21 protein-coding genes and 1 riboswitch are annotated in these 26826 nt (G+C 63.1%); of the genes, 7 read left to right on the plus strand and 14 right to left on the minus strand.

Translation table 11 applies throughout. From position 1 onward, the window contains the following. Positions 1-84 precede the first annotated feature (84 nt). Positions 85-1194 (minus strand): trypsin-like serine peptidase, encoded by a 1110-nt coding sequence (locus tag LDN70_RS05955; protein WP_223942048.1) that lies wholly within the window; start codon positions 1192-1194, stop codon positions 85-87. Between the two features lie 217 nt (positions 1195-1411). Here LDN70_RS05955 and LDN70_RS05960 point away from each other — a divergent pair, with 217 nt between their 5' ends. After that, entirely contained in the window at positions 1412-3631 is a 2220-nt protein-coding gene (locus LDN70_RS05960; protein WP_223942049.1) for an NADP-dependent isocitrate dehydrogenase, read from the plus strand. 103 nt (positions 3632-3734) lie between these two features. Here LDN70_RS05960 and LDN70_RS05965 read toward each other — a convergent pair whose 3' ends face one another. Beyond that, positions 3735-4844: an FAD-dependent oxidoreductase gene (locus tag LDN70_RS05965; RefSeq protein WP_142939954.1), complete on the minus strand. Its 1110-nt coding sequence runs from the start codon at positions 4842-4844 to the stop codon at positions 3735-3737. Between the two features lie 197 nt (positions 4845-5041). Between LDN70_RS05965 and LDN70_RS05970 the strand changes: the two genes are divergently transcribed. After that, entirely contained in the window at positions 5042-5482 is a 441-nt protein-coding gene (locus LDN70_RS05970; protein ID WP_223942050.1) for a DoxX family protein, read from the plus strand. A gap of 135 nt (positions 5483-5617) precedes the next feature. Here the strand turns inward: LDN70_RS05970 and LDN70_RS05975 are convergent, their stop codons facing one another. The 7 genes from LDN70_RS05975 to LDN70_RS06005 form a co-directional block, all read right to left on the minus strand. Then, positions 5618-6688 (minus strand): Gfo/Idh/MocA family protein, encoded by a 1071-nt coding sequence (locus LDN70_RS05975; RefSeq protein WP_166841476.1) that lies wholly within the window; start codon positions 6686-6688, stop codon positions 5618-5620. A 286-nt stretch (positions 6689-6974) separates the two neighbouring features. Continuing rightward, positions 6975-7667, minus strand: coding sequence for an ABC transporter ATP-binding protein (locus LDN70_RS05980; protein ID WP_166841475.1), 693 nt, complete (start codon positions 7665-7667; stop codon positions 6975-6977). A gap of 2 nt (positions 7668-7669) precedes the next feature. Then, the gene (locus tag LDN70_RS05985; RefSeq protein ID WP_223942051.1) at positions 7670-9106 is read right to left on the minus strand and encodes an ABC transporter permease; all 1437 of its coding nucleotides are present in this window, start codon (positions 9104-9106) and stop codon (positions 7670-7672) included. Between the two features lie 193 nt (positions 9107-9299). Beyond that, positions 9300-10397, minus strand: a complete 1098-nt coding sequence (locus LDN70_RS05990) for a substrate-binding domain-containing protein (protein ID WP_142939949.1) — start codon at positions 10395-10397, stop codon at positions 9300-9302. 53 nt (positions 10398-10450) lie between these two features. Next, a complete protein-coding gene (gene mmsB, locus LDN70_RS05995; RefSeq protein ID WP_024820035.1) occupies positions 10451-11722 on the minus strand; it encodes a multiple monosaccharide ABC transporter permease in 1272 nt (423 codons plus the stop codon). Between the two features lie 44 nt (positions 11723-11766). Next, positions 11767-13323 carry a multiple monosaccharide ABC transporter ATP-binding protein gene (mmsA, locus tag LDN70_RS06000; RefSeq protein WP_142939948.1) on the minus strand — a complete coding sequence of 519 codons (1557 nt, stop codon included), beginning with the start codon at positions 13321-13323 and terminating at the stop codon, positions 11767-11769. 129 nt (positions 13324-13452) lie between these two features. Continuing rightward, the gene (locus LDN70_RS06005) at positions 13453-14643 is read right to left on the minus strand and encodes an ROK family transcriptional regulator (protein WP_142939947.1); all 1191 of its coding nucleotides are present in this window, start codon (positions 14641-14643) and stop codon (positions 13453-13455) included. 305 nt (positions 14644-14948) lie between these two features. Between LDN70_RS06005 and LDN70_RS06010 the strand changes: the two genes are divergently transcribed. Next, on the plus strand, positions 14949-15788 hold the full coding sequence (locus LDN70_RS06010) for a carbon-nitrogen hydrolase family protein (RefSeq protein ID WP_223942052.1): 840 nt from the start codon (positions 14949-14951) through the stop codon (positions 15786-15788). Here LDN70_RS06010 and LDN70_RS06015 read toward each other — a convergent pair. After that, positions 15785-17401, minus strand: coding sequence for a PucR family transcriptional regulator (locus LDN70_RS06015; protein ID WP_223942053.1), 1617 nt, complete (start codon positions 17399-17401; stop codon positions 15785-15787). The genes LDN70_RS06010 and LDN70_RS06015 overlap by 4 nt on opposite strands. Further along, the gene (alr, locus tag LDN70_RS06020; RefSeq protein WP_223942054.1) at positions 17391-18623 is read right to left on the minus strand and encodes an alanine racemase; all 1233 of its coding nucleotides are present in this window, start codon (positions 18621-18623) and stop codon (positions 17391-17393) included. The genes LDN70_RS06015 and alr overlap by 11 nt, the downstream gene beginning before the upstream one ends. 194 nt (positions 18624-18817) lie before the next feature. Between alr and LDN70_RS06025 the strand changes: the two genes are divergently transcribed. After that, complete coding sequence (locus tag LDN70_RS06025) at positions 18818-20248, plus strand: amino acid permease (RefSeq protein WP_223942604.1); 1431 nt, start codon at positions 18818-18820, stop codon at positions 20246-20248. Next, the gene (locus LDN70_RS06030) at positions 20245-21945 is read left to right on the plus strand and encodes a flavin monoamine oxidase family protein (RefSeq protein ID WP_223942055.1); all 1701 of its coding nucleotides are present in this window, start codon (positions 20245-20247) and stop codon (positions 21943-21945) included. Before LDN70_RS06025 ends, LDN70_RS06030 begins: the two co-directional genes overlap by 4 nt. Positions 21946-22020: 75 nt before the next feature. Here the strand turns inward: LDN70_RS06030 and LDN70_RS06035 are convergent, their stop codons facing one another. The 3 genes from LDN70_RS06035 to purU form a co-directional block, all read right to left on the minus strand. Next, positions 22021-22539 carry a gamma carbonic anhydrase family protein gene (locus LDN70_RS06035; RefSeq protein WP_089594121.1) on the minus strand — a complete coding sequence of 173 codons (519 nt, stop codon included), beginning with the start codon at positions 22537-22539 and terminating at the stop codon, positions 22021-22023. Positions 22540-22621: 82 nt separating this feature from the next. Next, a complete protein-coding gene (locus LDN70_RS06040) occupies positions 22622-23287 on the minus strand; it encodes a class I SAM-dependent methyltransferase (protein WP_223942056.1) in 666 nt (221 codons plus the stop codon). A 21-nt stretch (positions 23288-23308) separates the two neighbouring features. After that, positions 23309-24160 (minus strand): formyltetrahydrofolate deformylase, encoded by an 852-nt coding sequence (purU, locus tag LDN70_RS06045; RefSeq protein WP_223942057.1) that lies wholly within the window; start codon positions 24158-24160, stop codon positions 23309-23311. Positions 24161-24195: 35 nt separating this feature from the next. Then, positions 24196-24281, plus strand: a riboswitch (ZMP/ZTP riboswitch). 116 nt (positions 24282-24397) lie between these two features. On the opposite strand from purU, the gene glyA reads away from it, so the two are divergent. Both glyA and LDN70_RS06055 read left to right on the plus strand, forming a co-directional pair. Further along, positions 24398-25693, plus strand: coding sequence for a serine hydroxymethyltransferase (gene glyA / locus LDN70_RS06050; protein WP_142939938.1), 1296 nt, complete (start codon positions 24398-24400; stop codon positions 25691-25693). Positions 25694-25842: 149 nt separating this feature from the next. Beyond that, positions 25843-26736, plus strand: a complete 894-nt coding sequence (locus LDN70_RS06055; protein WP_011773960.1) for a bifunctional methylenetetrahydrofolate dehydrogenase/methenyltetrahydrofolate cyclohydrolase — start codon at positions 25843-25845, stop codon at positions 26734-26736. Positions 26737-26826: the final 90 nt, after the last annotated feature.

Consider the following 26826-nt stretch of genomic DNA (forward strand, 5'->3'; position numbering starts at 1 on the left):
GAAGCCCAACGCAACGGCGGCCGCCCCCGGAAGGGGACGGCCGCCGTCGTAGTTAACAGGGACGTGCCTACATTAGAGAGTCCGCTACGAAGCCGCTGCAGCAGTGTTGTAGGTGGACTGGATCACGGTGCCCCAGTACGGTCCGTACATGGTGGTGGAGTTGCTGCCGTATCCGTAGCTGTTCACGGAGTTCTGGTAGCCGGTGGAGCTGGTGCCGATGAACCAGGGGCCGCCCGAGGATCCACCGGTCATGTTGCAGGGGATTCCCTGGCTGTTGAACTGCGGGTTGTAGGGATCGTTGGTGGCCTTGCCGGAGCAGCTCTTGAGCGATTCACCGTTGAAGGGCGAGCCGGCCGGGTATCCGAAGGCCTTGTAGCTCAGGCCGCGGGCGGCGTTGAACTGGACGCCGGAGGAACCGACGACGTCGGCGAGGCGCTGGCCGTTGAGGGTGTTCATGACGGCGAATGCGGTGTCGTACTGCATGTTGCCGTTGGAGGCCCACTGGGTGGGGGCGTACAGCGCCTTTGCCGTCCACTTCCCGTAAGGTGCTGCACCGTTGAGGTAGGCGGGGACGAAGACGAAGTTGGTGGCGTAGGCGCCGGGGCCTTCGTTGAGGCAGTGTCCGGCGGTGGAGACGGTGCTCTTGTTGGCCGCGGTGACGGAGTTGCCTGAGCAGACGTAGTTGGAGCCGCCCAGGGTGAAGAAGATCTTGCCGATGTGCTTGACCGGGGTTTCGCTCTGATTGACTTTGCGGTCGATGACCTTGGAATCAGCAGAGGCATGCTGGCCTGCGATGCTGCTGATGGCGCCCGGGGCTTCGGTGACCCGGGCTTTGCCGAGGTTGAGGAGCTTGCCGCGTTCGAGGGCTTTCGCGGCAAGGATTTCGCCGGACTTGGCATTCTTCATGCGTTCCGGGGTCCAGTAGTCTGCAGCGCCGGCGTCGGACACTACATGGCTGCTGACCGCAGCGCTGCCGGAGTCTGTAGTGTTGACCGGTGCCGCGTTGGCGCTGGTGGTTCCAACCAGCGCCAGGATTGCGGCAGCGGACAGACTCAGCAGGCTTGTGGCCAGGGTCTTGGTTTTTGTCACGTTGTTCCTACCTATCGAGGGAGTGAGGCGGCCAGTGATGGCGACCGCCGACTGACGAGATTGAAGGTACCCAACGTATGACAAGTTTGTAAAGAGATGTTTCACATTTTGTGATATTTTGCTGTCACTTCTTGTTGAGCTGCTGGAGGGGGGCGTACGACGGCGGCGGGCGGCAGCGACGGTCAGGCCGCCGTCGAGCGTAAATCGCTTTCCCGGACGGTAATGCGGAGAGTGATCCCGGACACGAAGAGCCGTCAAAACGGTCTACTCGGGTAAGTTAGGAGATGTTGAAATCTGCAGACTTTCAGGGAGAACCCCGCCAATGGCCAAGATTATCTATACCCACACAGACGAAGCGCCGATGCTGGCAACGTACTCATTCCTGCCGATCGTGGAAGCGTACGCCTCCACCGCAGGGGTAGAGGTGGAGACCCGCGACATCTCGCTGGCCGGCCGCATCATCGCCGTCTTCGGTGATTTCCTGACAGAAGAACAGCGCACGGGCAACGCCCTTGCTGAACTTGGTGAACTGGCAAAGCAGCCGGAAGCCAACATCATCAAGCTGCCCAACATCAGCGCCTCCGTGCCGCAGCTCAAGGCTGCCATCGCCGAGCTCCAGGCCCAGGGCTTCGCCCTGCCGGACTACCCGGACAACCCCTCCTCGGACACCGAGACGGACATCCGCTCGCGTTACGACAAGATCAAGGGTTCCGCCGTGAACCCGGTCCTGCGCGAAGGCAACTCGGACCGCCGCGCGCCCCTGTCGGTGAAGAACTACGCCCGCCAGAACCCGCACTCCATGGGCGCCTGGACCCCGGAGTCCAAGACCAACGTTGCCACCATGGGTGAGAACGACTTCCGCTCCAACGAGAAGTCCGTTGTCCTCAAGGCTGACGATTCCCTGACCATTCAGCTGGTCCGTGAAGACGGCACCACCAAGGTCCTCAAGAAGGACTTCCCCGTCCTGGCCGGCGAAGTTGTGGACGCCACCGTGCTCCGCGCCGACGCCCTGGACGAGTTCCTCAAGGCACAGGTTGCCCGCGCCAAGGAAGAGGGCGTCCTCTTCTCGGCACACCTCAAGGCCACCATGATGAAGGTCTCTGACCCCATCATCTTCGGCCACGTGGTCAAGGCTTACTTCTCCGAGCTGTTCGAGACCTACGGCAAGCAGCTCGCAGCCGCAGGCATCAGCCCGAACAACGGCCTCGCTGCGATCCTCAGCGGCTTGGAAGACCTGCCGGAGGACGTCCGCGAAGGCGTCAAGGCAGCCATCACCAAGGGCCTCGAAGACGGTCCCGCACTGGCCATGGTGGACTCGGACAAGGGCATCACCAGCCTGCACGTTCCGTCGGACATCATTGTTGATGCCTCCATGCCGGCCATGATCCGTTCCTCCGGCCACATGTGGGGCCCGGACGGTAAGGAAGCCGACACCCTGGCCGTCATCCCGGACAGCTCCTACGCCGGCATCTACCAGGTTGTCCTGGACGACTGCCGCGCCAACGGTGCGTTCGACCCCACCACCATGGGCACCGTTCCCAACGTGGGCCTCATGGCACAGGCAGCCGAAGAATACGGCAGCCACGACAAAACCTTCGAAATCCAGGCAGCCGGCACCGTCCAGCTCGTGGACAGCAAGGGCAACGTCCTGACCGAACACCAGGTCTTCCCGGGCGACATCTGGCGCGCATGCCAGACCAAGGATGTCCCGGTCCGCGACTGGGTCAAGCTGGCCGTCACCCGTGCCCGCGCTTCCCAGACCCCGGCCGTGTTCTGGCTGGACGAGACCCGCGCCCACGACGCCAACCTGATCGCCAAGGTCAACGAGTACCTCAAGGAACACGACACCGAGGGCCTGGAAATTAAAATCCTTTCCCCGGTTGAGGCCACGGCCTTCACCCTGGAGCGCATCCGCAAGGGCGAGGACACCATCTCCGTCACCGGTAACGTCCTCCGCGACTACCTCACGGACCTGTTCCCGATCCTCGAGCTCGGCACCAGCGCCAAGATGCTCTCCATCGTTCCGCTGATCAACGGTGGCGGCCTGTTCGAGACCGGCGCCGGTGGCTCCGCTCCCAAGCACGTCCAGCAGCTGGTCAAGGAAAATCACCTCCGCTGGGACAGCCTGGGCGAGTTCCTTGCCCTTGCCGTCAGCTTCGAGCACCTTGCCACCACCACCGGCAACGCCCGCGCACAGGTCCTGGCCGACACGCTGGACCGCGCCACGGGTACGTTCCTGCTGGAGAACAAGTCCCCGCGCCGCAGCGTTGGCGAGCTGGACAACCGTGGAAGCCACTTCTACCTGGCCACGTACTGGGCACAGGAACTGGCAAAGCAGACCGAAGACGCCGAGTTGGCCAAGGACTTCGCGGCAATCGCGGACGCCCTGACCTCCAACGAAGAGGCAATCGCCGGCGAGCTGGCTGCAGTCCAGGGTACCGGCGTCGACCTCGGCGGCTACTACCGTCCGGACGCCGCCAAGGCCGCAGAGATCATGCGCCCGTCGGTTACGTTCAACAAGGTCCTCGCGACCCTGAAGTAGTCCCTCGAGCTCGGGTGCCTTTCACGGGCGCCCGAGCTCCGAGTTTTTGTACAGCTAATGCCCCCAAGACGCGGTCTTGGGGGCATTATCTGTACAAAAACTCCTAGCGGTCCGCGCGGAACCGCTCAGGTGCCAAGCCGCCGTCGACGATGTCCTTCAGCACCCGGCCGATAGCGGGCGTGAACTTGAAGCCGTGACCCGAGAAGCCTGCGCCCACCACCAGCGGACCGAAACGGTCCAGCACAAAGTCCTCGTTGGGCGTGGTGGTGTAAGTGCAGCTGATGGGAACCGCGGTGGAGGGGTCGACGCCGGGAAGCCACTCTTCGGCGTACCGCACCAACGCTTCCATCTGGTGGGGGATGGGCTCGAACGTGCGCTCGTCCGGATCCATGACCGGGCCGACGCCGTGCCAGCCGGCCTTGACGCCTTCGCCGGGAGTGAGCATGCCGTAGACGGGGCTATACCAGTACTCGTAGGCTTCGTTGTTCGGATCCGGGTCCGGGCTGTGGTTGAAGCTCGGCCACACCAGCGTGTTGTCCCTGGGAGTGAAGTGGGCCGGTTGCTCCTGCGTCACCACCAAGGCGGGCAGTTTCACGTGCTTGCTGACCAGCTTGTTGGTCCATGCACCTGCCGTGACCACCACGCGGCTGGCGGTGTATTCGGTCTCCTCGGTCACTACCACCACGGATTCGCCGCCGTCGATCCGGATGTCATGGACCGGCGTCGAGTATTTAAAGACAGCACCGTGTGCTTCCGCTGATTTCCGTAGCGCCACCAAGGCGTCGGCCGAACGGATCCGGCCGGAGCCTGGAACAAAGAGGACGTCGGTGGCGAAGTTCATGCCCAGCCACCGGTTTGCGGCTTCGTCGGGGGAGATGAAGTAGCTTTCGATCCCGCGTGCCTCGTGGGCTTCCCGGACCTCCTGAAGGCGGGGGACGTTTCCGTGGTTCACGAGGCCCACCATGTCCAGAAGCGGTGCGCCGTGCTCTGCCGCCAGCTCGTCCCACAGGATCTTGGACTCGGCGAGGAGGTCCAGGTAGTCGGCCTCGGCGTAGGCGGTGTTGAAGTTGCGGGTGGCGCCGTGCGAAGCGCCGATGTGGTGGCCGGCCTCGAACTGCTCCAACAAGACCACTGAGCGACCCGCCCGGGCCAGTTGCCAAGCGGCCGCCGATCCCATGGCTCCTCCGCCAACAACTACAACGTCAACCTGCATGCCTGCTCCATCCACAATGGCCCTCTTGAAAAACGTGCCCCCCGAAAGAGGGGCACCTCCCATTCTGCCCCCACTCACCCAACTAGGTCGCAGCAGAGCGCGTTTTGAGCCGTCAAAACGCGCTCAGCTGCGACCCAGTTGGGTTGGTGGCGGGTACGGGTTGGCGGTGGGGACGAAGGCATGACAGATTGGAATCCGTGAAATTCCTTCACCCGTCTCCCAAGTCTTCCTCCCGCGGCGTCACCATCCTGCGGGTGGTGTTCGGTGCGCTCCTCATGGTCCATGGCTTCCAGAAGTTCCTGGCCGGGCAAGCCGCCTTTGCCGCGTCCGTGGCTGCCATGGGTGTGCAGAAGCCCGAGGTTGTGGCGTGGCTGGTGATCGCCGGGGAACTGGGCCTTGGCCTGCTCTTGGTACTCGGCGCCCTGACCCGGGTGGCTGGTTTCCTGGCGGCGATCATGTTCGCGGGGATCTGGTTCGTGACCGAAGCGGGCAAACCCTTGCTCACTGACAAGTCCGGTGTCACGGCCGAGCTCCTGATCGTATACTTCGCTATTTCCATAGCGTTCGTTTTCCTCGGGCCGGGTGCGCTGTCCCTTGACCGCAAGCTGGCACGGCAACCAGCTCGCCAGGGCCGTTAACGCACTTGGGTTAAATTACGACGGCGGCACTCGCCTTTCGTTGCGAGGCCTCCTCTGCGGGGTATCCCTGGGTTTTACGGCGCATAGTGGGCCTCGCAACGCAGCCGCGAGTGCTCAATTCACCCGTAGGTCAGTTCACCGCGCGTCGTTGGGGTACCGGATTCCAAGCTGTGACCGCACGCCGTCAAAGAGACGCATGACGTTGATGGAGTCCTCCAGCGGCATCACCGGGCTTTCTGTCAGGCCTTGGTGGATGCACCGGGTCACTTCACGGAGTTCGTACGTGTAGCCAATACCTACAACGTCAAACTGTTCGCGCCGCGGCTCGTCCCAACCAATCCGGATCAGCAGCTCGCGCGGGTTGTTCACGGAACCCACAGCCTGCAGGAAACCGAGGCCGCCGGCTACCGTGGCTGTCCGGGGTCCGTGCGCCATCAGCGAGGACGTCAGCTGCGCCTGCGCACCCGTGTCATAGCCGAGGGTCAGGGCGTTCTGGCTGTCCACGCCGTCGTCGTTGAGCGTGCCGATTGCGGTGACCGACTGCGGGAAGCCCAGTGTACCCAGCGCCCACAGCAGCGGGTAGACGGTGATGTCCAGGAGCGCTCCGCCGCCGTCGTTCAGAGCCCAAATCCGTGCGGCGGGATCGTAGGGTGCAGGGAAACCGAGATCGGCGCTGACCCACTGGATTTGCCCGAGTTCGCCGGAGGCAGCTATGGAAAAAGCACGCTGCATGCTCGGCAGGAAACGGCTCCAGACGGCTTCCATGAAGAACACGTTCTGCTCCCGGGCGAGCTTAACCAGCTCGGTGGCTTCGCGGGCGTTGATGGTGAGGGCTTTCTCGCACAATACGTGCTTCCCTGCCCGCAAAGCGGCCGAGGCAATCTGAAAATGTTGGGCATGCGGCGTCGCTACGTAGACCACGTCCACGGCGGGATCCTCGAACAGACGCTGGTAGCCGGGTACGTCGCCGTCGTCCCCGTAACCTTTGGTGAAGCCAAGCGCGCGGGCGAACGTATCTGCGGCCGCCTGGGTGCGGGAGCTCACTGCATACAATTCCGCATCTTCAAGCAGTGCCAAGTCTTGAGACACACTGTTGGCAATGTTGCCGGTGGACACCACTCCCCACCGCAGCGGCCGACCGGTTGCGGCCCGGGGATCCTGGTTGGTCTGGGTGAAGAGCCACGGCACGGCGATAGGAAGTGTCATGCCGTTCATCCTCTCATTTCGGGCAGGTCTTAGCGGTTACAGGGACGTGGTGCGCACCCTTTCGCGCCGTTCGCTGCCGTAACCTCTGGTGCGCCTGGCGTAAAAGGGTGCGCCCTGGGGAACGTGGGGTGCGCCGGGCGGGAACGGGTGCGCAGAAGAGGGCAGGCCGGGGTCCGACACAGCCCGGCCTTCCCCATCGAGGCCGCGCTGATGGGGTTCGGCGCAGCCGTCCTTGTGGGCGCACTCTCCGGAGCCATTCGTGCGCTCGTGGCGGTGCGTGTCAAGGTCATTGACGCGATCCGGTTCTGACCTCCTCGGTAAGCCTGCCCTGCTGAAGCCGGAAGCAACGCTCGGTTTTCCGGGCCAGGCTGCGGTCGTGCGTGACTACCAGGATGGTGGTGTTGTGATCGCGGCTCAGGGAGCTCAACAGTTCAATGATGTGCTCACCGGTTTGCTCATCCAGGTTTCCGGTGGGCTCATCGGCGAGGATCAGCTTGGGCTCGTTGGCCAAAGCCCGGGCAATCGCCACACGCTGCTGCTCCCCGCCGGACAATCGGTTGGTGCGGCGTGAGTGCTTCTCCGGGTCCAACTGCACCTGCTCCAAAAGCTCTTTGGCCCGCTGCAGCCTGGCCGCTTTGCGGACACCGGCGAACTCCATGGGCAGCATCACGTTGTCCACTGCGCTGAGGTTGGGGATCAGGTTGAACTGCTGGAAAACAAATCCGATGTCCCGGCGGCGATACTCGGTCAGCTTGCCGTCCGGCAGACCGGCCAGGCTGACGCCATCCACGACGACGTCCCCTGAGGTGGGTTTGTCCAGCGCACCCAGGAGGGACAACAGTGTGCTTTTGCCGCTGCCGCTCTTGCCCACAATGGATGCCAGCGAGCCCTTTTCAAGCTCAAAATTCACGCCGTTGACGGGTTTGATGGTCCGGTCACCGGACTTGAACTGACGGACCAGATCCTTGACTACAATCACGGCTATTCTCCTCGGAGTACTTCGATGGGACGGATGCGGGCGGTCAGCAATGCCGGGACCAACGCGCCGATGATGGCTACTGCGAACACGGCTGCGATACCTGCCGCGAGGACCCCGGGGGAGACGCTCGCTGTCACGGAGGTCAGCAACTGTGAGGCTCCACCGAACGGCCCGCCCTGGCCACCGCCCATGCCGCCACCCGGGACGCCTCCGTTAGGCATGGCACCTGCGAGCCCGCCGCCACGCTGGGTGGTGGTGGCCGCCGTCGTTGTGGTGTTCGAACTGATGAGCGCGGAGGCGATGCCGCCGCTGGCCAGGGAAGCAATCACGGCGCCCACAACACTGCCAAGGGCCACCAGGACCAACGACTCAAGGACGAACTGCAACCCGATGGTACGGTTCCGGGCACCGATGGCTTTCAGGACACCGATTTCGCGGCGGCGCTCGCGGACCAGCATGACCATGATGAGCAGAATGATGATCCCGGCAGTGGCCAGTGCCGCGATGAAAGCGATGAGCGAGATGTTCTTGACACTGTCCAGCGAGCTGACAGCGGTTTCGAGGTTGCGCTGGCCCTGGGTGACATCGGCCTTGTCCGTGCCGAGAGCGTCCTGGACAGCGGTCTTGGTGCTGTCCACGTTTTCCATGCTGTTGACCGTCACGATCATGGTGGAGAGTTCATCCGGGGTTTCGGCCAGTGTTTGGGCCTCCGGGAGGGTTACGTAGACGGCGTTGTTGCCAAAAGTGGTCCCGGCGTCGAAGATGCCCGCCACGGTGAACGTCTTGTCCTGGATGGTGAACGTGGAGCCAACCGTCAGGCTGTTCTTCTCAGCCAACGACGTGCCCACAAGGGCCTTCGCCTCCGACGCCGCGTAGTCTCCCAAGCCGGTCCCGCTGGTGATGTCCAGGGCCTTGCCTGTGCTGTCTACCTCGGCGCCGATGCCTGTTGCGGTGATTGGGAGCGTGCGCGCTGGCTGGGTGCTGCCTGTTGTTCCGGTGGACCCGTTGCGGTTGCCGAGCGTACCGGCGTCGACGGCGGCCGTCAGGTTGGTGCTGACCGTCGCCTGCTGCCCGCCGGGACCGAAGCCACCGCCCGGGCCGGCCTGCTGCGTGGTTTCGGTGGTAGCCGTGGTCGCCGTCTGCAGACGAAGGGCCTTGGTACCAACCACCGATGTCACATTGGCGACCGAAGCCGCAGTCTCAGCCTCCGCCGTCGTGAGTGGTTCACCGCCGCCTTCAAAGCCTTGGCCACCAGCTGGATTCACCGTCAGGGTGGTGCCCACGGAGGCATTGAGCTCCTGAACCTTGGCACCCACGGCCTGGTTGGCCACGAGCATGGCCAACGCCAGGCCGATGGCTACGGCCAGGACGGCAACAACCGCCGCCGTTCTGATCTTGTTGCGGAAGGCATTACCTACACTTCGGGCAAGGACGCTCACATTTCTCCTCTTGACCTGCACAATTGGTGGGCCCACTGGACGTGGGCTGCAGATCCAAGACTCGTAAGTGCTGCTGTGCGGCAAGCCTGCCGCAGCTATGCGTGGGCTGTGAAAGGTGGAGGGCAAGCAAAAGCCCCGGCCCGCCTGCTGGCGGACCGGGGCTTTCTTGTAAGAGGTGTTACTTGATAATCAGTTACTTGGTGAGCGGGCCAAGTACCGGATCGTCAACGTAAGCCGTCTTGACGTTCTCCAGAGTCACGATCTGCGGCGGGAGAAGGTAAGCCGGGACGGTCTTGACGCCGTTGTTGTAGGATTCCTTGTCGTTGATCTCCAGTTCCTTGCCGGCCTGGAGGTCCTTCACCATGGTGATGGCGTGCTCAACGAGCTTGCGGGTGTCCTTGTTGATGGTGGAGTACTGCTCGCCGGCGATGATCGACTTCACAGACTCAACTTCGGAGTCCTGGCCGGTCACGATGGGGAGCGGCTTGCCGGCGGCCTTGACGGACGTCAGCACTGCGCGGGCCAAGGTGTCGTTCGGGGAGAGAACGCCGTCCAAGGACGCGCTGCCGTAGCTGCCGGTGAGCAGCGTGTCGGCACGACGCTGGGCGTTCTCAGCCTTCCAGCCCTGGGTCACAGCCTGTTCGAACGTGGTCTGGCCGGACAGGACCTTGAGGGTTCCGTCGTCGATCTTCGGCTTCAGGACGCTCATGGCGCCGTCAAAGAAGACCTTCGCGTTGGCGTCATCGGGAGAGCCGGCGAAGAGCTCAATGTTGTACGGACCGGACGCCTTCTTGGCCTTCATTCCGTTCAACAGGGCCTCGCCCTGAAGGACACCAACCTTGAAGTTGTCGTACGCCACGTAGTAGTCCACGTTCTCGGTGTTGAGAAGCAGGCGGTCGTAAGCGATCACTGTGGCGCCGGAGTCCTTGGCCTGCTGGAGCTGCGTACCCAGCTGGGCGCCGTCGATGGCTCCCACAATGATGACCTTTGCACCCTTCGTGACCATGGCGCTGATCTGGTTCTGCTGCTCGGATACGCCGCCGTTGGCGAACTGGACGTCGGCCTTGAAGCCGGCGCCGGTGAGGCCATCATTGAACAGCTTCTCCGCGAGGACCCAGTTTTCACTGGTCTTCTGCGGAAGTGCGACGCCGATCAGCGAGTCCTTGGGGAACGCTTCCCCGCCTGCCGTGCTGGTGCTTGAGCCGCTGTCAGTGCGGCCGCAGGCTGTCAGCGCCAGTGCCGCGATGGCAGCGACTGCTGCTGCCTTTCCTGCTTTACCAAACATTCGCATATCTTGGTTCACTTTCTGTGTGGGTGGGGTGGAGCGAGTCGTGGGGAAGCGGTTTACGCTTCCTTGGAGATGACCTCTTTGGTGGACGTGGTTTCGTCCGGCTTGATCTCGTTGTTGTTTCGCTGGAATCCCTTGATCAGCATGCCCGTGATGGACCGCTTGCCCTGGGACTTGTTGTAGACATCGAAGGCGACTGCGGCCAGGAGCACCAGGCCCTTGATGATCTGGGTGAGGTCGGCGCCAACACCCAAGAGCTGGAGGCCGTTGTTGAGGACAGCCATGACCAGGCCACCTACAATCGAGCCGATCACGGTGCCAACACCACCGGTAACGGCGGCGCCACCGATGAAGACGGCTGCAATGGCATCCAGTTCCCAACCGACGCCGTCGAACGGGCCGGAAGCAGTGGAGCGGGCAACGAAGATCATGCCTGCCAGGCCAGCCAGGATGGACATGTTCATCATCACCATGAAGTTGACCTTCTTGGACTGAACGCCGGACAGCTCGGCTGCGTGGCGGTTACCACCCACGGCGTAGACGTGACGGCCAAGGACGGTCTTGTCAGCGATGAATCCGTAGATGAGCACAAGAACGGCCAGGATCAGGCCGGGGATGGGGAAGGACGTTCCGGGGCGGCCGGTGGCGAACAGGTACGTTGCGTAGAGGATGGCACCGCAGATCAGGACCAGCTTGGTGACCTCTACCCAGAGCTCGGGAACGTCGGCGCCAAGGGCCTTTGCTGCTGCACGGGCACGCAGGGACATGATCACAACGAAGGCTGCCGCCACAATGCCAATGAGCAGTGTGAGGTTGTTGAATCCGGTGTTCGGGCCGATCTCGGGCAGGTAACCGGAACCAATGAACTGGAATTCCTTGGACACCGGGATGGTGTTGGATTTGCCCACGAACTGGTTGAAGCCACGGAACAGGAGCATGCCGGCCAAGGTCACGATGAAGGCCGGGATGCCCACATACGCTGTCCAAAGTCCCTGCCAGGCGCCGATCACCGCGCCCAGAAGCAGGCCGAAGAGCACCCCTGCCCACCAAGGCAGGCCCCAGTCCCGCATGGCGAGGGCAACCGATACGCCCACGAATGCGGCCACGGAACCCACCGAGAGGTCGATGTGGCCGGCGATGATGACCAGCACCATGCCAATAGCCAGGATCAGGATGTAGGAGTTGCCGTTGAACAGGTTGATCACGTTGCCCGGGGTCAACGTGCGGCCCCCGGTGAAGATCTGGAAGAAGACGATAAGTGCCACCAGGGCGAAGATCATGCCGAACTGGCGGGTATTGCCACCAAATAGCTTCTTGAGCGCGTTCATTGTTTTGGTCCTTGTGTCAGGAAGGGGTAAGGCTGGGCCAACGGTCAGGCTGTCTTGCGGGCGGAAGTCATGAGCTTCATGAGGCTTTCCTGGGTTGCTTCGTTCTTTTCCAGGACACCGGTGATGGCGCCTTCAAAAATGGTGTAGATCCGATCGGACAGGCCCAGGAGCTCAGGAAGCTCCGAGGAAATGACAATCACTCCCTTGCCCTGGTTGGCAAGCCTCTGGATGATGCCGTAGATCTCGTACTTGGCACCAACATCGATACCGCGGGTGGGCTCATCCAGGATCAGGAGGTCCGGATCAGTGAACATCCACTTTGCCAGCACCACCTTCTGCTGATTACCGCCGGAGAGCTTGGCAACGCCTTCCTCAACCGAGGGAGTCTTTGTCCGCAGGGATTTCCGGTATTCCTCTGCAACGGAGAATTCCTTGCGGGTGTCCACCACGGAGTAGTTGCTGATCTTGTCCAGCGCTGCCGACACTGTGGTGGTCTTGATGTCATCCAGCAGGTTCAGGCCCAAGGACTTGCGGTCCTCGGTGACGTAACCGAGTCCGGCGTCGATCGCTGAACGGACGCTGCGGAGGTTGACTGCCTTGCCGTCCTTGTACACCTGCCCCTTGATGAAGCGTCCGTAGGAGTGGCCGAACAGGGAACGGGCAAGTTCCGTGCGTCCGGCGCCCATGAGACCTGCGAAGCCAACGATTTCGCCGCGGCGGACGTAGAAGTTGGAGCCTTTGCAGATCAGGCGGTCCTGAATCTGTGGGTGACCCACGGTCCAGTCCTTGACCTCAAAGAAGACTTCACCGATTTTCGGCTCGTGATCCGGGAAGCGGGACTCGAGCGTCCGGCCCACCATCCCCTTGATGATGCGGTCCTCGTCCACACCATCCCGCTTGACGTTCAGGGTTTCGATCGACTTGCCGTCGCGGATGATGGTGATCTCGTCCGCGATCTGTTCAATCTCGTTGAGCTTGTGGGAAATGATGATCGAGGTGATGCCCTTGCCCTTCAGGCCAAGGATCAGGTCCAGCAGGTGCTGGGAGTCGGATTCGTTCAGTGCCGCCGTGGGCTCGTCCAGGATCAGGAGCTTCACGGATTTGTTCAGTGCCTTGGCGATCTCCACCAGCTGCTGCTTGCCGACGCCGATTTCCTTGATGGGGGTATCGGGATCCTCACGAAGGCCAACGCGGGCCAGGAGTTCGAGGGAGCGCTTGCGGGCTTCCGCCCAGTCAATGACGCCCCATTTGGTGGGTTCGTTGCCCAGGAAGATGTTCTCCATGATGGACAATTCCGGGATCAACGCCAGTTCCTGGTGGATGATCACGATGCCCGCGGCTTCGCTTGCGCGGATGTCCTTGAACTGCTGCGTCTGGGCCTGGTACACGATGTCGCCTGTGTAGCTGCCGTAGGGGTAGACGCCGGACAGGACCTTCATGAGCGTGGATTTGCCGGCGCCGTTCTCACCGCAGATGGCGTGGATTTCGCCGGCCATCACGCGCAGGCTCACATTCGACAAGGCCTTCACGCCTGGGAATTCCTTCGTGATCGAGCGCATCTCCAAGAGGATGGGATCACCTTGCGTGTCGAGGGATGTCATCAGCCCTTACGCCTCCAATGCATGACTTCGTTGTCGGCCCCGCAATGGCGAGGCTGTCTGATGAAAAAGTAAACTGGATCACCCGTCTTGTCGTCAAGACTTGAACGCATGATCCAGCTAACGATTTCGTTACCTACCGGTAATGCCTGCGTGTTGGAACACCAACGCAGCCGCTCCCAGCGCTTCTGCACGTGCCCCGAGGGAGGACATGGCCAAGTGCGTCGTCTCACCCACCACGGGCACAGCGTGGCGCACCAGGCCCCTCCGGATAGGGTCCAGGAGGAGGTCGCCCAGGCCCGCCAGCGGGCCGCCCACCACAATGACTTCCGGGTTGATCAGATTGGAGACGTTGCCCAAGGCGCGGCCCACCGCCAGTCCGGCGTCGTCCACTACGCGCTGGGTTGCGGAGTCGCCGGCGAGGCAATTACGGACAATGTCCTGCGGCGTCAGCAGTGCCTCCTGGCCGCGCCCCAATAACTCGATCATGGTGGTGGTGGACGCTATCGTTTCCAGGCAACCCCTGTTGCCGCAGCGGCACACCAGGCCGTGTTCGTGAATGGTGGCATGGCCGATTTCCCCGGTGATGCCCACGTTGCCGTAATAGGGGAATCCATTGAGAATCAGGCCCGCGCCGATGCCCGAGCCGATCTTGAGGAACATGAGGTTTGAGACTCCGCTGTGGGGGCCCCACGTCACTTCGGACAGGGCGCCCAGGTTCGCGTCGTTGTCAACAAACACGGGGCAGTTCAGTGCTTCCTCCAGCCGATGGAGGATGTCGATGCCCACCCATTCTGGGAGGATTGCTCCCTGGGCCACCGTGCCGGATCGCCGATCGATGGGGCCCGGGATGCCTGCGCCCGCGCCCACTACCGCGGTACGGTCGATCCCGTTTTCCTGCAGCAGTTTTTCCAGCAGCAGGACTGCAGCAGCAATGCCCTCTTCTGCCTGGTGACCAAGGGGTAATTCGATGTAATCCTCGGCAATGACGTGATAGCCCAGCGAGGCCAGGACTACCCGCAGGTGGCGGCGTCCGAAGTCGATTCCGACGGCGACGGCACCGTTGCTGTTCAACCGCACATTGGTTGCCCGGCGGCCGGAGCTTGTGGTGGGCTCCGTTGATACCAGACCGGCGTCCTGCATGATTTTGACGATGTTGGAAACCGTTGCCGTGGATAGCCCGGTCTGCCGCGAGAGCTCTGCTTGCGTGGAGGGCCCGCTCAGCAGGCATTCGATGATGCGTTGCTGATTGAGGTGGCGCAGTGCGGACTGCGAGCCGGGTTTTCTTGGATGGCTCTTCGTTGAGCGCTGCGTTGCGGACATGACAAGAAGATTGCCCCACAAGCGAGCTTGTAGTCAAGAAGTGAACACAAGGAGTCAATCATTGCCGACATACTCCAACGCAAGAACACTTGACATGTACCCGTTGTGAGGCCCGCTATGCAGGGTAATACCACGCTTTTGGGCGCAGAGCGGGCCTCACAACGGGAGGTTGGGGGCAATGTGTCCCGATTTCGCCACCTGTGGGTCCAAACGCCCGGCCGTTGGCACCCGGGCGCGGCCTAGGCTTGAAGAAGAAACCCCGGGCCTTCGTGAGGTATCCGGGAACAGGCGAAACCAAGGTGGTAATGATGCTGCTCTCAGTCCTGCAGGCGAACGCTTCCGTCATGGACGTTGAGGCGAACCTGCGCACAATCGACGACGCCGCGCAGCGCGCCGCCCACGCGGGGGCCGGGTTGCTCCTGACTCCAGAGTTGTTCCCCGTGGGATATGCCCCTCTGCGTCTGCACGCCGAGTTGGACCCTGCCACGCTTCCGGGCATACGTGAACGTTTGGCCGGCATCGCCCGCAGGCACAACATTGGCTTGGTCTACAGCCTTCCGGCCCCGGCTCAGGATGCACCAGGTCACGACGACGGCGCACAGCCCCCTCGCGCTGAAGGCGCTTGGAACATCACGGCTACTTTGCTGGACGCCACAGGCAACGAAGTCCTCAACTACGCAAAGGTTCACCTCTTTGGCCCGGAGGAGCACAAGGCGTTCGTGGCCGCCCAAGAACCTCCCGCCGTCGTGGATTTCAACGGGATCCGCACCTCCATGCTGATCTGCTACGACGTCGAGTTCCCTGAGGCAGTCCGCGCGGCGGCCACCCGCGGCGCCGAACTCCTCCTGGTGCCAACAGCCCTTTCTGCCGGATTCGACAACGTTCCGCAAGTGCTCATCCGCGCCCGTGCGCTGGAAAGCCAGCTGAACGTGGCCTACGCCAACCACTCCGGCCATGAGGACGTGTACAACTTCCTGGGCGGCAGTGTGGTGGCAGGTCCGGACGGTTCCTTGCTGGCGGCGGCGGGGGAGTCGGCCGCCCTGCTGTTCGCCGAGGTGGGTACAGATTCAGTCAAGGCAGCTCGCGATGAGGTCCCGTACCTGCGCGAACGCCGGCCGGAACTGTATAAGGAGTGGGAGCACTAGTTGGTGCTGCCGGCATCAACAGGAAGCGCCGCCACCAACTCGTCCACATACTGCAGGGCGAACCAGAGCTCGGCCCGCACTTGCGCCTGATTGAGGTCCATGTCCAGAAGTTCCCCCAGCACGCCGATCTGCCGCCGCACACTGTTCCTGTGCAAGCCCAGCAGCTTGGCAGAACCGTCCCAACTGCCGTTTTCACTGAGCCAACCCCGCAGCACCGTCAACAGTGGGTCCCGCCGATCCGCTTCCAACGCAAGTATGGGCGCCAGGAGTCGTTCGGCCAGGAGGGTCCCGGCTTCGCGCCCCAAAAGTCCGGCGACGGACCAAGTCACCTCGTCCACACGTGCGCTCTTGCCGGTTGTCACCACACGGCTGCGCAGGGAATCCGCACGTTTGTAGGCTGCTTGAAGCCCTAGAAGTTCGGTCGCTTCGCCAATCACCAGCCGCCAGCCGAGTTTCTCCACATCGGAGACCAGCGAATCGTCCACCTTGAAGCGCGTGATCGCAGCGAAACCGTAGTCGGTGATCTCCACCAGTTTGGTGTCGAAAAGCCTGCGCCATTGCAGCAGCTCACGAACAGGCCCGTCGTCCGCGGCGCCGTCCACCCTGATGCCCAGGACCACCCTCAGTTGCCCGGACCTGGTGGAGGATATGCTCTGGGCCAGTAGGTCCTTGAGACCGTTGACGTGCTTGGTTGAGCCGGAGGCCAGCGAGTCAGGATGCAGCAGGACCGCGGTAGCCAGTTGACTTGGGGCCAGCGAGCCACTGGTCCTTTGCCGAAACAGCAGCTCCAACAGCCCAACGGCCGACTGCACCACGTTGTTCTGGGCGGGCGTCAGCGGCCCATCCGAGCCGAGAATCAGTGCGCCCAGGTTGGCGTCCTTGGTGCTGCGCAGCGGATGCCCGAACACCAGTGCCGAACCTGGCTGCTCAAAACCGTCCATCTCCACCCGCGGACCGCTGCCGGACAGCAACCGCTCCAACATGGGGGAGAGCAATGAATGTTCGACGCCGTTGCTGCCGCCGGCATTATGCCCGCGCGCCCGGACCCGCCCGTCAGCGCCCACCAGAACAGCCCACACGGGCACCCTCTGCACCAAGGCGGCCAGCAGTTCGTGTTCCGGCCTGGGGGAGAGGACCGCCCGCATGAGTTGCCGGTTGGTCTCTGCCAGCTGCCGGAAAACCCTGGCGTTGTCGGTCTCCAAGAGTTGTGAGAATTCCAGGCCGATGGCCGCGAACGGCACGGACTCCGGTACTTCGAACAGGGTGAGGTTGTGCTTCCGGCAGGCGTCGAGCAAGACGTCCGGGACGGCGTCGAAATACGGCCTGATACCGAACCCCAGCGCCGCAACCTTCGCATCCACCAGCCGCTGGACATAGGCATCCACCTTGGCCGCCGAGCCGCCCTCCCCAAGGAAAGGCAACCCGGCGGTAAGGAGGAACTCACCCTCCGGCAGGTACGGTGTGGGGTCTTCGAGCTCACTCGGTTCCACCCACCGCAACAGCGAGGCGCCGCTGCCGCCGTCGTGAAGCATTGTCAACTCCGGCGGCAGCTGCTCCAGAAACTGTTCGAGCGTGACGAAACTGAGGCGGGCGGTGGCGGGCTCAGGCGACATTGCCCTGCCCGGCGGTGGCCGGCTCCTGGTAGTCGGGGCACTGGTAAGCGGTAGTTGCGTAAGCGCGGGGGAGCCGGGGCGCGATCCTGTTGATGATCTCGTCGCCGTGGCTGCCGATCGCGGCACCCCAATCGTCGGCGCTCGCCGCCCCGTCTGCCGGATCGCCAAACAACACCGCGGTGTCACCCACGCCGATTCCCAAAGCGTCCGGGCCAAGATCCACCATGAACTGGTCCATGCACACTTTGCCGATGACCGGCACCCGTCGGCCCGCAATGTTCACCACCGAACGGCCGCTGATGCCCTTGGGGATGCCGTCCGCGTAACCGAGCGGAATGAGCCCGAGGTACCGCGGTTCGTAGGTGATCGCTTGGTGCTCGTAGCTGACGCCGGTGCCGGCGGGGACCTTCTTGACCATCACCAGGGGCGCCGTCACGCTCAGTGCCGGACGCAAGCCGAAATCGGCCGGGTTCAGGTGGTCGGCCGGAGCGAGTCCGTAGATGGCCAGCCCGGCGCGGACCATGTCGAAGTGGAATTCGGGGCGGTCCAGGATGTTCGCGGAGCTGGAGACGTGCCGGAGTTCGGGGTTAAGGCCGGCTTCGTGTGCCTGGCGGACGGCGTCCTCAAACTCGGCTACCGCCGTGGCATTTCCCGGGTGCGCAGGAACATCGGCCCAGGCCAAGTGCGTCCACAGGCCGCGTACGGAAAGGTTGCCGTCGAGCTCAGCCTGCCTGGCCTGCGCCACGAGTTCAGGCCAATCCTCCTTGCGTGCACCGCCGCGGCTTAGTCCGCTGTCCAGTTCCAGATGAACGACGGCGGGGCGGCCCAGGCGTTGGGCGATACCTGCGAGCGCCTCCAGTTGGCTGACGCTTCCGAGGGAGACATCGATGTCGTTTTCCAGTGCTTCAAGGATGGTGGCGCTTGTCTGGGATGCCAGATACAGCCAGGAGAGTATAGGCACTGTGATGCCTGCCTGCCTCAGCGTTATGGCCTCGCTGAGCTGGGCTGTCCCAAGCCAGTCCGCGCCTGCGTCTATTGCTGTTCGTGCTACTTCAACTAGTCCGTGGCCGTAGGCGTTGCCCTTGACCACGGCCATGAAATACGGCGCCTTGCTGCGCTTTTTCAGGGCTCTGACATTCTCTGAAATGGCGGCCAGGTCAACGTTGACCTGTCCGGACAAAGCCGCCGGAGCCGCCTCTTGATAGTGTGCATTACGTCTCATGGTTGAACACTATAGGTCATTTTGCACCACGGTGAGAGGTGGCTCACATGCCAGTCTTGTGGAGGGGAAATCGAAACTACTTTGAAGGGACGTCAAGGGTGACTGTGCCTGTGAACACTAAAAACCCGGCAGCGGCAAGCACTGCCAGGCCGAGCCTGGGTGCGCAGCTCCTGCGCCGCAAGCCGATCGGACAGATGGTCAGCGAGGCTGGAAGCGGCGAGGGCGGAACACCGCTGGTCCGCAGCTTCGGAGTTCTCCAGCTGACCATGATCAGCGTTGGTGCCACGCTGGGCACCGGCATTCTGGTGATCCTTGGCGAGTCCGTGCCGCTGGCAGGACCTGCCATCTGGATTTCCTTCGTGATCGCCGGTGTGGCTGCGCTGCTCTCCGCCGTGTCCTACGCCGAAATGGCCGGGCTGGTTCCGGTGGCAGGCTCGTCCTACTCCTACTCCTACGCCACCATGGGCGAAGGCATGGCCTGGATCTGCGGCTGGTGCCTGGTGCTGGAATACGCCGTTTCTGTGGCGGCCGTTGCTGTCGGCGCCGGGCAATACGTGAACGAGACCCTCGCCGCGTTCGGTCAGGTCCTGCCCGATGCCATGAGCCAGCCGCCAGGAGACGGGGGCTTGGTGAACGTACCGGCCATGGTGATCGTAGTCCTGGCGATGGTTCTGCTGGTCCGGGGTGCCCGCGAGAGCGCATGGATCAACACCGCCATTGTCATCATCAAGGTGGGCATCCTGATCTTCTTCTGCGCCGTCGCCTTCACCGCTTTCAACGCAGGCAACTTCGAGCCGCTGCTGCCCATGGGTGCTGCCGGTGTTTCCGCCGCAGCGTCCAGCGTCTTCTTCTCCTACATCGGGTTTGACGCCGCCTCCACAGCTGGTGAGGAAGCCCGGAACCCCAAGCGTGACCTGCCCCGGGCCATCATGCTCTCCATGGTGATCGTCACCAGCATCTACGTCCTGGTTGCTGTAGCAGCCATCGGCGCCCGCCCCTGGAACTGGTTCGACGGTACCGAAGCTGCCTTGGTACAGATCCTTCACGAGATCACCGGCCAGCCCTGGATCGCCTTGGTGTTCTCTGTCGGCGCTGTGCTTGCGATCGCAAGCATCGTACTTACGGTGCTTTACGGCCAAACGCGCATCATGCTCTCCATGTCCCGCGATGGAATGGTGCCCAAAATCTTTGGCCGCGTTTCCCGCCGAACCGGCACCCCGGTGGCCGGCACGCTTATCATAGGTACCGCCGTCGCCCTCACCGCAGGCCTGGTACCGCTTGGTGCGCTGGCGGACGCCACCAGCATCGGCACGCTCTTTGCCTTCGCCCTGGTCAATGTGGCCGTCATCTACCTGCGCCGCAACCGCCCCGATCTTGAGCGGAGCTTCCGGGTTCCGCTGTACCCGATCACACCGATCCTGGGCACGCTGATGTGTGCGTATCTGATGCTCAACCTCGGCGCCGACACGTGGATCACCTTCGGGGTCTGGATGCTCGTGGGCATCGCCATCTACTTCGGCTATGGACGCCGAAACTCCAAGGTAGCCGCGCTCAGCGAGCAGGACTACCGTGATCTAACCACCAGGGCCGTGAGCCCGGAACCTGTGAAAGCAGACAACTCATGACCATTGCCACAGAACTCCCTCTCGCTGAAGCCACTTCGGGTGAGGCCGCCGCTGCACCCATCACCATGCTGAACCCGGACTTCCCTTTCAGCTACGACCATTACCTGGCACACCCCGACGGGTTGGGCTCAGTCCCAGAGGAGCTCTACGGCACCGAGGTGGCCATCATCGGCGCCGGACTGTCCGGCCTGGTGACCGCGTACGAACTCATGAAGCTTGGCCTCAAGCCGGTGATCTACGAGGCAGACCAGATCGGCGGACGTCTGCGCACGGCGAGCTTCCCGTCTGCTCCCGGTGTTGTGGCCGACCTTGGCGGCATGCGCTTCCCGGTGTCCGGCAAGGCTTTCTACCACTACGTGGACCTGCTGGGCCTGGATACCAACGAGTTCCCTAATCCCATGGCGCCGGCAACTTCTTCCACCGTGATTGAACTCGCGGGCAAGAAGCACTACGCCACCACGGCTGATGAGCTGCCGGAGTTCTTCCTCGAAGTGGCCGACGCCTGGAAGGCAGCCGTGAACGATGGCGCGGCCTTCGCCGAAATGCAGGAAGCCATCAAGGCCCGCGACACCAAGCGGATCAAGGAACTGTGGAACGCACTCCTTCCAGAGTTGGATGAGCAGACCTTCTATGGCTTCATTGCCGCCAGCAAGTCCTTCAAGGAAGCCGGCTTCGCGCACCGTGAAGCCTTCGGGCAAGTGGGCTTCGGCACCGGCGGCTGGGACACCGACTTCCCCAACTCCATCCTCGAAATCCTCCGCGTCGTGTACACCGACGCCGACGACCAGCACCGCTCCATCGCGGGAGGGGCGCAAAGGCTCCCCGAGGCACTCTGGAACCACGCGCCGTCGGGCCTTAGATACTGGCCGGAAGGCACCTCGCTGGCATCCCTGCACTCCGGTTCGCCGCGCGGAGCCGTGGACAACATCCGCCGGGCGGATAACGGAGACCTCCTGGTTCGCGAAAATTGGGGGCGCGAGGCCACGTACCAGGCCGTAGTGACCACCTGCCAGTCCTGGCTGCTGTCCACACGCATCCACACCGAGGAAGCGCTGTTCCCTGCAGAACTGTGGACGGCGATCGAGCGCTCGCACTACATGCAGTCTTCCAAGACATTCGTCATGGTGGACCGGCCGTTCTGGAAGGACATCGACCCGGAAACGGGCCGCGAAGTCCTGTCCATGACGCTCACCGACCGCCTCAACCGGGCGACGTATTTGCTCGACGACGGCCCGGACAAGCCCGCCGTGATGCTCCTGTCCTACACATGGAATGATGACGCCCTGAAGTGGTTGGCCCTGAGCGCCGAGGAACGCGTGAAGCTCATGCTGCACTCGCTGGAGCAGATCTACCCGGGCGTGGACATTGCCAGCCACATTGTGGGGCAGCCGATCACCGTGTCTTGGGAAGCCGACCCCAACTTCATGGGCGCCTTCAAGGCAAACCTGCCCGGCCACTACCGGTACCAGCAGAGGCTCTTCACCCACTTCAAGCAGGACCAGCTGCCGGAGCACCAGCGCGGCATCTTCCTCGCTGGCGACGACGTGTCCTTTACCGCGGGCTGGGCAGAGGGCGCCGTGACCACTGGCCTTAACGCCGTGTGGGGAGTGGTGAACCACCTCGGTGGCACGTCCGCTGCCGGCAACCCCGGACCGGGAGACCTGCTGGACGAGCTCGGCCCCATCTCCCTGGACTAGTCTCTTACGTTGCGGGGCCCGCTCTGCACACTAAACCCCCGGGTTAGTGCGCAGAGCGGGCCCCGCATTTCGACTTTAGGCGTGCATGTCCCGGTGCGCAGCAGCGAGCTCCTTGTAGTGCGCGGCGTTGTGCTTCACGCCCTCGAACTCTTCATCAGTGAGTTCGCGGCGGACCTTCGCGGGGACGCCGGCTACCAGGGAGCGCGGGGGAATGACCGTGCCCTCCAACACCACGGCGCCGGCAGCAATGAGCGAGCCAGTGCCGATCACCGCGCCGTTGAGGATGGTTGCACTCATGCCGATCAGGCAGTCGTCCTCCACAGTGCACCCATGGACCACCGCGCTGTGCCCTACAGAAACGCGCTCGCCGACTGTGCAGGGAAAACCGGGGTCGGCATGCAGGACTACGTTGTCCTGCAGGTTGGACCCCGCGCCCACACTGATCGCAGCTGTATCTGCGCGGACGGAGACGCCATAGAAGGCGCTGGAGTCCTGGGCCAACGTGGCCTTGCCGATGATGGATGCGGTGGGCGCCACGAAGGCGGATTCATGGATGGCCGGAGTGTCCCCGGCGAAAGTGTATGAGGGAGCCATAAAGCCAGCCTAAGTCACCCCCGCACTCAACTGAGTCGCAGCAGAGCGCGTTATGAGGGCTCACAACGCGCTCAGCTGCGAGCTAGTTGGGTGAGGGGGTGCGGAGGACCAGGAACTGGTAGTGCTGCACCCAGTTGCCTGCGCCGGGACCGGACTCTGCGCCCGCGCCCTCGGGCCAGGTCCGGAAGTGCTCCACTGCGCCGTGTTCGCCAAAAATGCGCTGCACGGTTTCGTCGCTACGGCGGCTGAAGAAACGCCGCGGTTCCTCCAAGTCCTCGGGGTTCAGGACCTCGCAATCCTCCCCCGACCAGAGTCCGACGGCGATCGGCGCACCAGGTGCGGTGACCCGCACAAGTTCACGGACGACGTCGTGTATCCGGGTGTTGGGCACATGAAGGAGGGTGCTCATGGACCATGCCGCCGGGAAAACGGAAGAGGCAAAGGGCAGGTCCCGCCCACTGGCAACCGACACGTCAAGACCGTGGGAGCGGGCAAGGCGAATACTCGCCGGGGACAGGTCAACTCCGGTGTAATGCAGCCCGGCGCGGACAAACTCCACACCCTCTACACCGGTTCCGCAGCCCAACTCGAACACCGAGTGCCGGTGCTCGGCCTTCAAGAGACGAATGAACCACTCCCGGGAGTCAACCCTGTGAGGGGTCAGCGCGCGGGTATTCCGGACGGGCGCCTGCCGATCGTAGAAGACAGCCAGGTCAGCCTCGTGGTCGGCGTCATGGATGCCCCGCATACACCCAGCATAGGAGCGGTGCTAGTTGAACACCACGGTGCGGGTGCCGTCCAGGAGAACCCGGTGTTCGGCGTGCCACTGGACCGCCTGAGCCAGCGTGCGGCCCTCCACATCGCGGCCCATCTGGACGAACTGGGCGGCCGTGCGGGCGTGGTCAACGCGGATGACTTCCTGCTCGATGATCGGACCCTCGTCGAGGTCTGCGGTCACATAGTGGGCCGTCGCACCGATGATCTTCACGCCGCGCGCATGGGCTTGGTGGTACGGCTTGGCGCCCTTGAATGAGGGGAGGAACGAGTGGTGGATATTGATGGCCTTACCGTTCAGTTCCGTGCACAGATCGTTGGAGAGCACCTGCATGTAGCGTGCCAGGACGGTGAGTTCAGCATCGTGTTCGGCGATCAGTTTCAGCAGCTGAGCCTCGGCCTGCGGCTTGGTTTCGGGGGTCACCGGAATGTGGTGGAACGGGATGCCGTAGAACTCTGCCAACGGCTCAAGGTCACGGTGATTGGACACGATGGCCGGAACGTCAATAGGCAAGGTGCCGGTGCGCTGCTGGAACAACAGATCGTTGAGGCAGTGTGCGTCTTTGGAGCACAGGATGATGGTGCGGACCTTTTCGCCAACAGGGTTGATCTGCCAGGTCATTCCGAAGGATTCGGCCACCGGCTTCAGTGCGGCCGTCAGTTCCGCCTGGGAGTTCGACGTCGTTGCCTCCACGCGCATGAAAAAGTTGCCGGTGCTGGGGCTTCCGTACTGCTGGGAGTCGGCAATATTGCAGCCGGCCTCAAGCAATGCTCCCGCGACGGCATGGACGATGCCGGGGCGGTCGGGGCAGGAGAGTGTTACAACGAAAGCGGTGGAGTCAGTCACACGATCAAGCCTACCTGTGCCGCGTTGTTGTACTGTTAACGGGTCGCAACTGGCGTTGGGTGGACTACCACCAGGGAGCGGCAATCATGAAGACCACGGATCGTACGCCTGGGCCGAGGGTCATGTCTTACCGATGCACGCACGTGACCGATGCCTCCGTCAAAAAAGGGGACGCGAGAATGCTGCTGCCGGTAGCCTGACCTGTAGCACCACCCGTTGCCTAGCCAGGAGATTTCCGTGACTACCACAACCACTTCCGCGTCTGTCAGCAACCAGTCGCTCGCCGATCTCGATCCCGAGATTGCAGCAGTCCTCAACCAGGAACTTGGCCGCCAGCGCGGCACCCTGGAAATGATCGCATCGGAGAACTTCGCTCCCCGCGCCGTCATGGAAGCCCAGGGCTCCGTCCTGACCAACAAGTACGCCGAGGGCTACCCGGGCCGCCGCTACTACGGCGGTTGTGAGTACGTCGACGTCGCCGAGCAGCTTGCGATCGACCGCGTCAAGGAACTCTTCGGCGCTGAGTACGCGAACGTCCAGCCGCACTCCGGTGCGCAGGCAAACGCTGCTGCGCTGTCCGCGATGATCACCCCGGGCGACAAGATCCTGGGCCTGTCCCTTGCACACGGTGGACACCTGACCCACGGCATGAAGCTCAACTTCTCCGGCAAGCTCTACAACGTAGCTGCCTACCAGGTTGAAGAGGACAACTTCCGGATCGACATGGACAAGCTGCGCGAGCAGGCCATTGCCGAGAAGCCGCAGGTCATCATTGCCGGTTGGTCCGCATACCCCCGCCAGCTGGACTTCGCTGCCTTCCGCTCCATCGCTGACGAAGTCGGCGCGCTCCTCTGGACGGACATGGCGCACTTTGCCGGCCTGGTTGCAGCAGGACTGCACCCCAACCCGGTGCCGTACTCCGACGTCGTCACCTCCACGGTCCACAAGACCCTGGCCGGCCCCCGTTCCGGTGTGATCCTTGGCAAGCAGGAGTGGGCCAAGAAGCTCAACTCCAGCGTCTTCCCCGGCCAGCAGGGCGGGCCGCTCATGCACGTGATCGCCGCCAAGGCTGTTGCTTTCAAGATCGCCGGCGGCGAAGAGTTCAAGGAGCGCCAGGAGCGTGTCCTCGAAGGTGCCAGGATCATCGCTGACCGCCTGAACCAGTCCGATGTTGCCGAGGCCGGCGTCTCTGTCCTCACCGGCGGTACCGACGTTCACCTGGTCCTGGTGGACCTGCGCAACTCGCAGCTGGACGGTCAGCAGGCAGAAGACCTCCTGCACTCGGTGGGCATCACCGTGAACCGCAACGCTGTTCCGTTCGACCCCCGCCCGCCGATGGTCACCTCCGGCCTCCGCATCGGCACCCCTGCCCTGGCTACCCGCGGATTCGGTGCAACCGAGTTCACCGAGGTTGCCGAGATCATCGCTACGGCGCTCAAGGCAGGTTCCTCAGCCGACGTCGAAAGCCTCCAGGCCCGCGTCGACAAACTGGCCGCTGACTTCCCGCTGTACCCGCAGCACGAGCAGTGGTAACCCACGCTCCCGCGGATCAACAAGCAATACCCGGTCATTGAACCGGAGCCGACGGGATCCGCCGCCACACCTACGGCGGCGGGTCCCGTTGGCATGAGCCACCTATGAGGCTTCCCCACGCAGGTCACCCACCAGAAAGAGCAGATGGAATGACACAGTCCACCGCACAGATCCTCGATGGCAAGGCCACCGCCGCAGCCATCAAGGCAGAACTGACCACTCGCGTTTCCGTCCTGGCCGCCAAGGGAATCGTGCCCGGCCTGGGCACCATCCTGGTGGGCTCGGACCCCGGCAGCACCTGGTACGTCGGCGGCAAGCACAAGGACTGCGCCGAGGTTGGCATCCAGTCCATCCGCCGAGACCTCCCCGAAGACATCTCCCAGGAGGACCTCCTGGAGGTTGTCCGTGAGCTCAACGACAACCCGGAATGCACCGGCTACATCGTCCAGTTGCCCCTTCCCAAGCACATTGACCAGGACGTCATCCTGGAAGCCATGGACCCGGATAAGGACGCCGACGGACTGCACCCCATGAACCTTGGCCGCCTGGTGGCCAATGTGAACGGCGAGATGAAGTCTCCGCTGCCCTGCACGCCCAAGGGCTGTGTGGAGCTGCTCCGCCGGCACAACATTGAACTCAAGGGCAAGCGCGTCCTGGTGGTTGGCCGCGGCGTCACCATCGGCCGCCCCATCGGTCTCCTGCTGACCCGCAAGGAAGTCAACGCCACGGTGATCCTGGCCCACACCGGCACGGTGGACCTGCCCGCGGAACTCAAGCAGGCCGACGTCGTGATTGCCGCCGCCGGAGTGCCGCACATGATCAAGGCTGAAGACCTCAAGCCGGGCGCAGTAGTGCTCGACGTCGGCGTCAGCCGTGTGGACGACGGCAACGGTAAGGCTGTTGTCACCGGAGATGTGGACCCGGCAGCTGCCGACGTCGCCGCCTGGCTGTCCCCGAACCCGGGTGGTGTGGGTCCGATGACCCGTGCCATGCTGCTTGCGAATGTTGTGGAGAGCGCTGAGCGCCAGGCTGGCATCGCCTAAATTCATACGTTCTAAATGAGAGGGCTCTTGCAAAATATCTGCAAGAGCCCTTTCACATGTCAGTGGGTGCTACTAGTCTGCTGAGGGTGC

This window comes from Arthrobacter sp. StoSoilB22 (genome assembly GCF_019977315.1).
GTDB lineage: Bacteria > Actinomycetota > Actinomycetes > Actinomycetales > Micrococcaceae > Arthrobacter.